We start from the raw sequence: 14,638 nt of genomic DNA on the forward strand, positions 1-14,638 counted from the left end.
TAGTTGTATAAACTATTGAAAACCAAGTAATAAAAAATTACTTAAAAACACTTAAACAGTGTGTATACTTAATACAGTTACCATTGGTTTACGAGAAGACTATTATTCTTAGCATTTTGGATGTTTCCTATCTTCAAAGGTATTAATTTATGGTTACATTACGAACAACAAATGACGGAGCCCTAAATTTCCACCCTCACTATTTGAGGTGATGAAGCAACTGCAAGGGCCGGCAACCCGGAGAAATAAACACATCTATATTTGTACAAAATCCCAGCGCGCTCATTCCGGCAGGATAATGGCAGCCCATATTATACTATTGCCCTATACCATAAACATGTCGATACAACCAAGCGAAAAATACTGACTACAAAGGGTTCATATTTGAAAGTGTTTTTTCTATTTCTTCTATAAGTTTCTTATTGTGGGGAGGCAGCAGGAACGTTTTATGATCTCCGTCTATTTCGTGCACTGTTACCCCGCCAATCGCATATCTTTTCCAGCCCAGGTATTTAAAATCATCAATAAAATAAATTCTTTCTTTTACACGGAACAGGTGCACCTTTATAGCTGATGACGGAACCATCTTATAGGTTTTGTAAGCCCTGTCATAAGCCTCCACAACTTCGCCACCATAGTCATAAATGAGCTCTTCTTCATTTTTATTGAACTGCTTTGTCAAAAGTGCCCATTGATAGCGGATGACTTTTGCCGGATCCCTGAATAAATTGCTTCCAATGAATATGCCCTTTTTTATCTGGCGTTTTATTTTGAACAGCATACGGTCAACAACGCCGTCCGGCAAGTCGCGATTGCTGACATTGGTATCCAATATACCGATCATTTTTATCTTTTTACCGGCGGCCAGCAATTGCCGGGCCATCTCATAAACTACCACGCCACTATATGAATATCCTATCAATATATAGGGACCATCCGGGTTTTGGCGCAGTATTTCATCAAGATACCGCGATGCGATGCTTTCTATATGATCCAGATGACGGAGATCGCCGTCAAGACCCAGCGCCTGTATACCATATAAGGGTTGATTATTGCTCAAAAACGGCTTCAGATTCTTGTATAAAAGGATATTAAGGGCACCTCCATGTATAAGGTAAATAGGTGGCTTTGTGCCCGACTTTTTGATCTCTACGAGTATCTTATATTCAAACAGGGATTTATCTTTCAACAGGTTTGCAAAACTGGCAATGGTAGGATACTGGAACAATGAAGCGATAGGCAGTTTAATATTCATTTCTGAATTGATACGGTTCATCACTTTTATAGCTACCATTGAGTGCCCACCCAGCTCAAAAAAATCGTCATTAATACCCACCTTTTCTACACCCAACAGCTCGCTCCACACCTGTACCAATTTCTTTTCTACCTGACTTTCAGGAGCCTGGTATTCGTGCTGTCTCGAAGAAGGTTCATGGGGTTCAGGAAAAGCATTCCGATCTATTTTACCATTCGCTGTCAGAGGGAACCGTTCCATCGTTACATAAAATCCGGGCACCATATACCCCGGTAAGGACTTTCCCAAAATAGATTGCCATCCTTCCCGGTCAGGTAAAATCTGTTCGTTTTCCGGAATGACATAAGCTACCAGGTATTGACCGATCTTTTCGCTATCTTTTGCCAGAACTACTGCCGCTCTTACTTCTTTGATCTCTAAAATCCGGCTTTCAATTTCGCCCAGCTCAATTCTGAATCCCCTTATCTTCACCTGAAGGTCCCGCCGGCCCAGGTATTCTATGTTCCCGTCTGGCAACCACCGGGCCAGATCGCCCGATCGATACATCCGTTCATTTTTTCTGAATGGGTTTATCATGAATCGCTCCTCTGTCAGCTCGGGACGGTTCAGATAACCCCTTGCTACTCCTTCCCCTGTAACAAATAACTCACCGGTTACACCTACGGGTACTGGTTGAAAGTGATCGTCGAGGATCAAGCACTGCAAGGTAGGAATAGGCTTTCCTATATTACTAATGTTGGAATGAATTTCCTTTGCTGTAATTTCCTTGTAAGTGACATGTACGGTAGTTTCGGTTATGCCATACATGTTAATCAATTTACACCAGGTATAAACATCCGACCATTTTTTTAGCATAGAGGGATATAAAGCCTCTCCTCCGAATATAACGTAGCGGATTGTTTTTAAAGCTTCCTTTTCTAATGCGGTTTCCTGCAAAACGTTGAAAAACGAAGGTGTCTGGTTTAAAACTGTAAGCCGCTCTTTCTTAATCAGATTATAGAATAATGCGGCGTCTCTTGTATAATCTGCCGGAACCATTACCAGTTTGCCCCCGAATAATAAAGCCCCGAACATTTCCCAAACCGAAAAGTCAAAATTGAACGAGTGAAACATGCACCATACATCTGTTTCTTTAAAATCGAACAGGGGCGTATCGTTAAAAAACAAACGAACCACATTCCGATGTTCGATTAGCACCCCTTTGGGATTTCCTGTACTTCCCGAAGTATAAATCACATAGAGGATATTATCGGGCTTAATACTTACCCCGGGGCGTACTGAAGGCAGACCAGTCAATATACCAGTTGGTTCGTCTGCATAAATGGTTTGAACACTATCAAAACCCTCTACCAAATGTTGCAGGTTGACGGTACTGACCAGAATTTTCGCGCCGCAATCTTTCAAAATATATGCAATCCGGTCTCTGGGATAATCGGGTGCTATTGGCACATAAGCGGCGCCACATTTAATGATTCCGATAATAGCAACAATCATATCGATATGCCGCTCTATACATAAACCCACCAAATCTTCTTTTTTAGCGCCCCTGCTTATAAGATAATGTGCCAGACGATTGCTTCTTTCATCCAGTTCCTGATAAGTCACGGTTTTGTTCCCCGAAACTACAGCAATATTGGCCGGTCTTTCCCTTACCCGATCAGTTAAGATATCTACTATTGTTCTTGCTGAAAATTCTCCGTAAGCATACTTCTCCTGTTCACGTTCTGTAGCCAAAACCTGCTTAGGCTCCAGCTTCAGCTCTTCAATTTTCTGTTCCGGATCTGCAACCACCTGTTCAAGAAGGTAAGTAAATTTCTGCATTAGTCCCTTAATTGTGTCGAGGGAATAGAGCTGTTTATTATAGGACCACTGAAAATCATATCCCCGCTTATTTTCCGTAATATTTAAGAATATTTCAAAGGTTTCAAAATTACGCGGGTTGTAAACTATTTCATGCGCTGCTTCCTGGAACCGTACATTTCTATCCATTCCGATGTCGATGTTAAAACAAAGCGGCATTAACGGAATGCGTGAAGGATCTCGTCTGACATTCAGTTTTTCCAGCAATGAGCCAAAAGTAAACTGCTGATTTTCGAGATCTTCCAGAATTTTTGATTTCCTTGTCTTAAGATACTCAGCAAATGTATACCCGTCTTGGGGCTGGCTTCGTAAAGGAAGCGTATGCACGCAATGTCCTATAAGTTTATACATTTCCGCAAAAGGTTGTCCAGCCGCAGCCAGCCCGATAACAATATCATTATTACCCGTGTATTTGTACAGTAATATTTCAAATATCGTCATCATAGTGTTGACCCAACTGCCTCCGTACTTCGCACCTGTTTTTTTAGCAAGGCTTGCCACATCATCAGGCAGTGTATAATCGTATCTGTCGGCGTTGTAAGTTCTTTGCTTCGGTCGCGGGAAGTCGGGCTGTATTTCAAAAGCGGGAATATTGTTTCGATACGCCGTCAACCAGTAGTTTTGAATGAGCTCATACGCTTTTGTATATGTAAATGCTGAAGTCTTTTGCACATAATCACTATATAGCAGCGGCCGAAGGGGCAACTCGCTTTTATTCAGCAAGGCATTGTAGATTCCTGAAATTTCTTCCAGCAGGGTGCCGAATGACCACCCGTCACACACTACATGATGCGCGGTAATAATTAAAATATAACGGTTCTCACTCTTTTTGAATAAAGCGAAGCGGATCAAAGGTCCATTAAACAAATCGAAAATGGCTGAAGCATCCGCAGCAACAAAATCACTTATGAGCTCATCAGCCCTTTCCGGATCTTCAGTACTTAAATCGTTATAGGAAAACAGCAGCTGCTGACTGAAGTAAATAAGCATCTGGGTTCCCTCAGCATTAAATGAGGACCTCAGGGCTTCGTTCCTGGCCACCAGTTCCTGAGCAGCCTTTTCAAGCACATCTGCTTTCACTGCTCCGGTCAGTACGATTGATACAGATTCATTGTAAGCCAGGTTCGCGCTGCTTCCACCTATGATACAGGAGGCTAATATTTCCCTTTGCGCTTCAGTAGTGGAAATGGCTTTTTCAATAGGGTTTCCCCCAAACGGGTTAAATCCTGTATTTTCTGTAATTTCTGAATTCATCTTCAATCAATCACTCTTTTATAGTTGAATGTAACGTCCCGGATAATCCACATCTTCAATAAACCACACAGCATTACCCTGTTGATCTCTGCCCAAACGCGCCCCCGGTTCAGGCGGTTCGGCACTACTCAGTATTTTTGCCATGGCCTTATACTGGGGTATTAAGTCTGCTTTACAGAGTTCTGCTATACTCTCTTCAAAGGCCAAACATATGGCATCTATATCGGCATCTGTGTGCGCCGTGGTCAAAAAACAGGGAAAGAGGTCCCAAATATGAATATTACGCAATCGCATCAATGCGAATAACAATTCATAGTAAGGATACTCTTCCTTGAACTTAATTTTCCAAAGAGAAGAGAAATGTACTACCTCTATAGGTACCGCATATTTTTCAGCAATCTGGTTTAACCGAAGCGCCAACCGGGTGGTTTTTTCGTTCAGTCCGTTTTGCAGGCCAGGCCCCTGTTCCTTTAAGTAATTCAATGAGGCTTTAGTAGTAGCGAGCGCCAACGGATGCCTTACAAATGTTCCCGCAAAATAAGTCACTCCTCTTTGCGGTAAGGAGTCGTCACCATATTCCCAGTACCCGCCGTCCAGTGCATCCATGTATTCCCGGCTTCCGGCAATGATCCCTATTGATATACCTGCACCCGCTACTTTACCATAGGTGGCGAGATCGGCTCTTATTCCGTATAACGCCTGAATCCCTCCCGGGTGACTTCTGAACCCGGTAATAACTTCGTCGAAAACAAGCGCGATATCCCGCTCGGCTGTGATCTTTCTAAGCTCCCGCAAAAACTCGACCGGCTGAAATTCAGGTCGCCGGCTTTGAACCGGCTCGACCAGGACTGCTGCAATATCCGAGGCGCGCTCCGCTATGATCTTTAAGGATGCTTCTGTGCCATAATCCAGAATCAGCATGTTCTGCACATTACTGTTTAAAATACCTGAGGCAGCCGGATAGGTTCTCAGCTTTTTGCTTCCCCTTACCAGCACTTCATCCATAATACCATGGTACGATCCGGCAAAAGCGACTACAAGGTCTCTTCCTGTAACAGTGCGAACGATCCGCATGGCACCCAGTACTGCCTCAGACCCGGTATTACAAAAAGCAGCCCTTTCCATACCGGTCATTTCGCAAACCAGATCAGCCACTTCGCCTGCCAGAAAATGTTGAGGGCCTATCTCGTACCCGTCTTCAACCTGTTTTATGATGGCTTCTTTAATTATATCTGCCTGATAACCCAGAAAATTAGAACCAAAACCATTCAATGCATCTATATATTTATTTCCGTCAATATCCCACAAATAGCAGCCCTTCGATTTCTGGGTAACAATAGAATACACCATCTCTTTTGTATAAGGCTTAAATCCTGATACCACCCTGGGATCTGCCATTCTTCCACGATATTGTTGTGTATATTTTTTGCTTTCGGCTGTTTTCTTATTATATACTGTTATAAAATCAGCTATATATTTCCTCTGAGCATCGGAAACTTCAGTATTTTTTTTTTCTATACGGGCGGTAGCACCAAAAGGTTTCTTTAGTTCTATCCTTTCCTCAGCCGTTAAATCGTCCGGAACCAGGTTGCTTTCCGGTGCAGCAGTACCTTTTTGTATAGAAAGATCGCGATTCAGTATAACTGTATCATTAGACAGAACGGGAGCAGTTCCCTGCATAATGGCTACCTGCCGGGATAATATCTGCAACTGCTGGGTAATAAGACTTAGCATATCCCCTCCGGCTACAACCCCTCCATTGAGGGGCAACATTGCGCCTGTGAGTGCAGCAGATGCAGGCAAGGAAGGGGCATACTTTCCCGGAGGCAATTGTTCATCAAAGAACTGCGCAAGCTTTTCCAAACTGTCACAATTTTCACTTAACTGGCGGAAAGTAACAGGAATCGAAAATTCCTTTTTTATAACCGTTGCAAGCTGGGTCAATAACAAAGAATCGAGTCCCAACTCCGCAAAATTGCTTCGGATACCGGCATCCGGTACTGAGATACCGGAAGCAGATTCGATTATATCTCTTAATTTATTCAGTAAAATATCTTTTCGCTTCATTTGATTGATTGGAATACTGATTTCGGGTGCGGTTGCGTTAAATAAAGGCTGATTAAACACCGTTGCCTGCTTGTCGGATAGAACCGGGTCTACCCAAAGTTTTTTTCTATTGTATGCATAAGTGGGAAGACTGTGCAATAAAACAGCATTACCGGACCGGTACAACTTTTGATAATCAATATCTGCACCTAATTGCCATAATCTACCGAGCGCTGTTTTCGCCGCTGCTCTTTCATCTTTTGTAGTACTGGACAGTATGGCAACCGCGCTGTCCCCGGCTCCATTTTGTTTAGCAAAAATAGTTGATGATGACCCTGGACCGGTTTCTAAAAACAGCGGATCCAGGTCTTTCTGTATATTCTTTAAGGCTGCACCAAATTGCACGGTTTCTCTTGCATGACGGGCCCAATAAGCCGCATCGGTTGCCTCTCCGTCTTTAAGCCATTGAGCCGTAACTGTAGACAGAATGGGAATCCGCGGCACTTTCAAAACAGCCTGGTCTATTACCTGTTTCAATCGTCCTACCGCAGCATCTATCATGGCTGAATGAAAGGCATGACTGGTTCGTAAAAGTTTATTGGCTATTCCCAACTGAGTGAGTTGCGCAGCGAACGACTCAATAGCCATCGTTTCCCCGGAAACAACACATAGCTCTGCCGCATTTTGTGCGGCTATAGACAGTGCCGGGGGCAGCAAGTTTTTAACCGTATTTTCTGCTGCCCTTACCGACAACATGCTTCCTTCAGGCAGTTCGCTAATCAGGCGGCCCCGCTCGGCAACTATTTTTAATACATCTTCCAGGGAAAAAACGCCCGCGAGATGTGCTCCCACAAATTCACCTACGCTATGCCCCGCGAATGCAGCCGGAACAATGCCCCAACTCATGTACAACCGGGATAGTGCATAGGATGTTACGAATAGTGCCGGTTGGGCGTAGCGTGTGTTGGAAAGTTTTTCCAAAGCGCTGCTATCGGCAGCTTCTGTAAATATTATGGATCTGATGTCTTCGCCCATATGCTGCTGCAATATCCCGGCACACTCATCTATAGCGTTGCGGTACACCGGTTCTGCATCATATAGTTCCTTGCCCATGTTGGGATATTGATTACCCTGGCCCGGGAAAAGGAAGACTACGTTATTCTTTTTCTCTTTCACAGTGTAAGCTGCGCTCATTAAAGATTCGGTAGAACTTAATTGAGCAGCCAATTCCTCCATGTCTTTTGCCACAACAAAATTGCGGATAGCAAAATCCTGACGCGTAGCGTGTAAAGTATAGGCCACGTCACGTATTCTGCAGGTTGCGTTCGTTTGCGAATAATCCAGCAACCGGGTAGTATAGGTTTTTAAGCTATCTATATGATGAGCTGACCAGCAAACCAGTTCAGGCCCGGTATCATTTTCAGTTGCTCTTTGTAATGCATCCAGATCGTTTGCATATTCCTCCAGAACTACATGAGCATTCGTTCCTCCTACGCCAAATGAGCTCACTCCCGCAAGCCGCTTTCCGGTGGTCAATTCCCATGGTCTTAGTTTTGTATTAACTATAAAAGGGCTTGAATCAAAATCTATATGAGGATTAGGCTTCTTAAAATTGATAGACGGTGGCAATTGCCGGTTGTACAACGATAATACTGTTTTAATAAAGCCTGCTACACCAGCGGCATGAGTCAAATGCCCCAGGTTGCTTTTTAGGGAACCGATGGCACAGAACTGCTTTTGACTTTGCCTGCCAAATGCCAGCTTTAACCCGTCAATCTCAATAGGGTCTCCCAACGGAGTCGCAGTTCCATGTGTCTCAATGTAAGAAATATCAGCTGGTGCTACATGAGCATCTGAAAAAGCCATTGCTATAGCAGAAGCCTGCCCTCCTGCACTCGGAGCGGTGAAACTCCCCTTCATTCCCCCATCATTATTGACGCCCACTCCCCGTATTACTGCATAAATAGTGTCGCGATCTCTTTTCGCATCATCCAGGCGTTTTAGCAGTACTGCACCAACACCATCACTGAACACAGTCCCTTTCGCATCAGCATCAAAAGGTCTGCAATGCCCATCGTTGCTTAACATGGCACCCTCCTGGTATAAATGACCGCTATTAACAGGCACCGTAATTGCTGCACCCCCGGCAATAGCGGTGTCACACTGCCCCGCTCTCAGGCTTTCAACTGCCTGTATAATCGCTACCAAAGATGTTGAGCAAGCTGTATTTACATTTACTGAGGGTCCGGAAAGATTAAGCTGATAACTCACACGGCTACTGATGTAATCTTTATCCGACACCGATATTACCGGCACGCTGCCCTGCCGCTCAATTTTATCGCGATGCCCAACAACATTGTTGTTAAAATATGTGTTGGTACTACACCCGGCAAATACGCCGGTGACTGCGTCCTTCTTTCCTGGTAAATAACCAGTCTTCTCTAAAAGATTTCGGGATGTCTCCAGGAACACCCGTTGTTGTGGATCCATCAATTCTGCCAACCGGGGACTGATCCCAAAAAAATCTGCGTCGAAAAAATCCACGTCATCTATTACGCCCCTAGCCTTTACATAAGCAGGATCACTTTTTACGGTATCAGGTATACTTTTGTCCAATTCATCATATGAAAAAAAACGGATGGTCTCTTTTCCATTTTTGAGTACATCCCAAAATTGTTCTATATTTCCAGCACCGGGGAAATTGCACTCCATGCCTATTACTGCAATTTCGGGGTTCGCCACCGTCTTTTTAAAGTACTCCACATGTGGAATTGATTGCGCTCCCCTCAGAAACTGTTGCAGTCCGGCAATAGTAGGACTATGATAGATACGGGTAATGGGCAGGTCAAATCCGTGTTCCTTTTTTAGAACCGACACCAATTTTTGCGCCAGCAGGGAATTACCCCCCAGTTCAAAAAAACTATCTTCTACACCGATTTTTTCGATCCCTAACAATGCCCGCCAGGAAGCTGCGAGCTGGTGCTCCATATCTGTAGCCGGCGCCACGTATATTCCCCTTTGCAGATATCTGTCATCAGGCTCGGGAAGCGCCTTTTTATTTACTTTACCATTACTCGTAAGAGGAATCGATTCCAATTCAACAAAAAAATCAGGAATCATGTAAGCGGGTAAGATATCTGTCAGCCTTTCGCGAATAATGGCTTTACTGAGTTCTTTCTGGTTACTGGAATAATAAGCAACCAGGTATTTGCCTGAGCTTCTCTCTTTTGCAATAACGACGGCCTGCGTTACGCCGGCTATCTCCTGCATCCGGCTTTCTATTTCACCCATCTCTATGCGATATCCTCTTATTTTTACCTGGTTATCGCTCCGCCCTATATATTCCAGGTTGCCATCGGGCAACATCCTGGCCAGGTCACCGGAACGATAAAGACGCTGACCGCTTCTGTAAGGATGGGTGATAAATTTTTCAGCCGTCAGTTCAGGTCGGTTCAGATAGCCTCTTGCCACCCCTTCGCCTCCCACACATAATTCTCCAACCAGGTTCTCAGGAACCAATTGCAACTGTTCATCTAAAATAATAACGGATAAAGTTGGTATCGGAGCGCCGATATTACTGACGTTAGAAGCAATATCTTTTTCTGTTATTTTTTTGTACGTAACGTGTACCGTTGTTTCGGTAATTCCGTACATATTAATCAACTGGCACCAGGTGTAAACCTCGCTCCATCTTTTTAAAAGATACGGATATAAAGCTTCTCCCCCAAAAATCACATACCGTAGCGCTTTGATTGGTTCTCTTTCCAAAACAACCTCTTGTAAGGCATTAAAGGCCGAAGGAGTTTGATTTAAAACAGTTACGCCCTCATCCTGCATTAATTCATAAAAACGGCCGGCGTCTTTGGCAATATCTTTACTAACAATTACCAGTTTACCTCCGAATAACAATGCACCATACATTTCCCATACTGAGAAATCGAAATTGAATGAATGAAACATAGTCCAAACATCCCTGTCTGTAAATTGAAAAAGAGGTTGATCGTTGAAAAACAAACGGACTACATTTCTATGTTCTATCAATACGCCCTTGGGATTTCCGCTGCTACCCGATGTATAGATCACATAAAGCAAATTACCGGGGATGACGGGTAAAGAGGGATTGCTACTTACCGATTGATTCAGCTCATCTTCGATCAGGTCCAAATAAACAGTAGTGGTACTATCAAAACCTTCTACCAGATAGCTCAGCCCGGAACTACTGATTATTAACGAAGATTGGGTATCTTTTAACATGTATCCGATTCGCTCTCGTGGTGTAGCTGGATCTATCGGTACATAGGCTGCACCAGCTTTCATGATGGCCAGCATCCCTACAATCATCTCTATACTACGCTCCACACAAATACCAACCAGATCTTCTGTTTTTACATTCTTCGACAGTAAATAACCAGCCAGTTGATTCACCCTGACATTAAGGGCCTCATAAGTCATCTCCACACCGTTACAAGTAATGGCCGTATGGAATGGTGTTTTCAGAACCTGTTCTTCGAACAGGTCTATTATAGTTTTATCGGGAAAACCTGCTTCACTATGGTCATCGGCTTTTAATTCATAGTTTTGACTCATTGCTACCCCTCGAATTTAATAATTTAGATCCGGCGCTACTTATCCGAACAATATATGTATTAGAATCTCCTGTATAGTCTAGCCTCCTTGTATATCCGGGCCTTTAAAGACTTATGCGCTATCACCCACAATACTTTACACGCCCAGGTAAAACGATAATTCACTACAAACAACTTGAAGGCTTTATTATAGGATAGATGTTATTTCAAAGATATAAATTTTACCGGAATATCTAAATCAGAAGTCCTGGGAATCTGAAAACCCAAACCTTTATATAGCTTCTTGATTATCGGGGGTCCGCTGTTCTTTTCACCGTCATACCATTTGATCTTATCAACATCCCCCCGGTGCTACTGTTCGTATGTAATGTTATTAATACAGATGCGCCATGTTTTTAGTGAAAGCGCAGCGTACAGGTGTAGAAAAGTAAGCCTGCGGGCAAATCATCCACGCGGCATCACGAAAAATGCGCCGGCGCGTCAGGAAATCAACCTGAGATTAAGCAGATGCCGATTTACCCAAAATTTTTTCAAGGCTGGCCCGCAATATAGGTATGGATACCTGAATATCCTGACAAAGCGCCCTGAACAAATCGCCGTTGATCTCCTCGCTCGTCTCATCCTGATAGGCCGCATAGTGCATATGATTAATACTGGAGAGATAAAGAAAGTAATCTGGGTACCAGCTTTTTGAAAAGAGCTCGTATAAAAAAGTTTCGGGCCTGCACCATATAATATTTGCAAAAGAAGCCCCATGCGGGCCTATTATAAAGGAGGCATTCCTGTAAATTTCAATTTGTTCAGCAACACTTCTTTCCTTATCCTCAATAATAATAAAATTAAATTCCCTAAGTAATTCAATCAGCTCGATTTCATTTTCAATTCTCCTTCTGCCTTTTCTGCTTATATAAATACGGTTGTCAGCTGAAGGAGTTAGCGGTGAAATATTCAACCGTTGCTCTATATTTTTTTTCAGAGACTTAATTTCGTTGACGCTGGGCTTCCAGGAACCGGCGTTTCCAAAGATCACCTTATTGGCTGAAATTTTATAAGCACGGGTATCAATGTAATTCTCTGCTCTGAAACCAAGCAATTCGAGATATTCTTTTTCGTAATGTCCTCCAAAGGAGTGGTAAGCTATAGTAATATCCCGGATGTCCTGGTTGCCCAGGGCGTCCTTAATCCTGCTGAGTTTTGCTGCTACCATCAGCACAAAATCATAGTAGCCGGTTAAAACAGATGGACTTGTCAGATCCTGGTGATGGCTTAACAGCGGAATGAGCTTCTTCACATATTTTAACGGGCGTTTATCTTTCTTCCAAAACCGGTGCTCAAACCCCCGATGATCCCAGTCGGTGCAAAGTACCTTATTATCGATGACAACCGATCCATGTTTTGAAATAAAGCCATTTTGAAAGTCACATTCCCAAACGTATACTGCTTCCGACCTAAACGTATAGGCCTCAAAGAAAACTTTCTGCAGATTATTTTGATATGAGATTTCGGGTAGTGCTACCGCAGACCCGGGAACCGTCCTTATACAAGAAGGTTTAAGGCAACGTATCGTCTCTTCTAAGGTAAGCAGCTGGTATTTCTTAAATTTAAAATAGAAATAAATAACCTTTTTCCTTATTGCAACTATAATATTTCTAAAAGTGCCCATACACAACTCATTAAAAACATAGATTCGTGATTACTCATCTGATTGTTGATGCAGATAACTGTACCGGTACCCGGCTTCACTCACCCCCTAACAAAGATAAAAATCAACCATCCAGGAACAATTTCGTTAATTGAAATAACAAATTAAATATGAAGGGAATAAAAAAAGTTTTTCTCCTTTTTTTATTCCCTTCTACAAACAACTATAGCTATAATTAAATTAAGCGTTGTACAATTTTTCGTAATATTCATGCGCCATGCGGTTACTGTCAAATTGAAAGCGTACGTCCTGCATTCCGTTTTTCACAACCTGGCGCCATGTTTTATAATCTTCGTAATAAAGCGGCAATATTTCGCTGGTTAAAATTTCATACAATTTGTTCAGATCATACTGGTCCTGGTCGTATGTGGACATATTTGCATAATCAGCTTTAGGTATCACAAAACCATTGTGTCCATGGTTAATGAACTCAGGTATCCATCCGTCGTCGGTAGAAAAATTAACCGCCCCGTTCATTGCAGCGGTCATGCCACTCGTGCCTGAAGCTTCTCTTGGTACGCGTGGATTATTTAGCCAAACATCTGCTGCCTGCTTCAATCTTTTAGAAAGACCCAGTTCATAGCCCACTAAAACTGATACGTTTTTATAGTTCCTGCTCAAATGCACCAGTTCATTGAATTCACTGATAGCCGGATGATCCATCGGATAAGGCTTACCTGCCCAGATAATTTGTACCGGATATTTTTGGTTATTCATCAGCTCAAAGAACCGATGAGGATCCGAGGCGATCATTCCCGCTCTTTTGTAGCCGGCAAATCTCCTGGCCCATACAATAGTAAATATATCGGGGCTGAATAGCTTTCCCGTCTGATCGGCTACAATTTCAAAAGCACGCTTTTTCAACCATTTTTTACGATCGTCAAAGCCGTAATCGTCACCCACATCTTTAAACTTATACATTTGCTTATCGGCCCAATAAGTCCAGTTCTGCGCGTTGGTGATTGAGATTATGGGACAGATGCCAGAATATTTGCCCCACATTTCCCTAGATACCTCTCCATGCAGTTGAGATACACCGTTTGCGAGACGTGCAAAACGAAGCGCCACCAAAGAGTGGTTAAATGAATCGCTGTAATCCTGCGTTAACTGTTTTACTTCATCGATACTCAATCCGCAGAAATAAGTCATTTTATGACAGAGATAGATATCGTGCTTCTCATTTCCTGCTTCCTCAGGAGTATGCGTAGTAAACACTAACCTTTTTCTTACTTCCTCAATATTGCGGTTATATTTCTGATAGAGGTAAAATGCGGCTGATAATCCATGTGCCTCATTTAAATGATACACATCCGGATTAAAGTTCAATATATCTACCAGTTTGGCGCCGCCTACACCCAGCAATATAAACTGGGCAACTTTAGCAGCTACATTGCTGTCGTATAGTTTATGTGTGATCGTTTGAGATACATAATCGTTCTCCGGTAAATCGGTACTTAATAAAAATAAAGGCGCCGTTTTAAAAGTATCGGGATTCAGATACCAGGCTTTTACCCATACCGGGTGGTCATGCACATCTATCTGAAACTTGATACCTGTATCTTCCAGGAAGCTGTAGATTTTTTCGTTCCAGGATACGTCCAGCGTCTGATCCTGGTTGCGCTCCTGGTCGTAATAACCATACTTCCATAAGATGCCAATACCAATCATATTCTGGCCTAATTCATAGGCACTTCTTAAATGAGATCCCGATAAAAATCCTAAACCGCCACTGTATATTTTCAAGGGCTGATGGGTTGCAAATTCCATCGAAAAATAAGCCACTTTTTTTGTGTAATTATTGTCAACCTCGTAAGGAACATTATAGTTTTGAAAACTCATAATTTAACTCGTTTTTAAGCTGGGCAAGATAAACTAATTTACCCTGAAGTTCATATTAAGATTATCGTTTGGGTAAAATGTGTGGAAAATACATAT

General features: G+C 42.8%; 4 protein-coding genes. All 4 read right to left on the reverse strand.

Features of this window, described 5'->3' with window-relative positions:
- Nucleotides 1-367: 367 nt before the first annotated feature.
- Nucleotides 368-4,369, reverse strand: coding sequence for a non-ribosomal peptide synthetase (locus tag U0035_RS05815; protein WP_114789083.1), 4,002 nt, complete (start codon nucleotides 4,367-4,369; stop codon nucleotides 368-370).
- A gap of 18 nt (nucleotides 4,370-4,387) precedes the next feature.
- A complete protein-coding gene (locus tag U0035_RS05820; RefSeq protein ID WP_114789084.1) occupies nucleotides 4,388-11,002 on the reverse strand; it encodes a polyketide synthase in 6,615 nt (2,204 codons plus the stop codon).
- A gap of 498 nt (nucleotides 11,003-11,500) precedes the next feature.
- Nucleotides 11,501-12,664, reverse strand: a complete 1,164-nt coding sequence (locus U0035_RS05825; RefSeq protein ID WP_114789085.1) for a glycosyltransferase family 61 protein — start codon at nucleotides 12,662-12,664, stop codon at nucleotides 11,501-11,503.
- A gap of 219 nt (nucleotides 12,665-12,883) precedes the next feature.
- Nucleotides 12,884-14,542, reverse strand: a complete 1,659-nt coding sequence (glgP, locus tag U0035_RS05830; protein WP_114789086.1) for an alpha-glucan family phosphorylase — start codon at nucleotides 14,540-14,542, stop codon at nucleotides 12,884-12,886.
- Nucleotides 14,543-14,638 lie beyond the last annotated feature (96 nt).

This window comes from Niabella yanshanensis (genome assembly GCF_034424215.1).
Lineage (GTDB): Bacteria > Bacteroidota > Bacteroidia > Chitinophagales > Chitinophagaceae > Niabella > Niabella yanshanensis.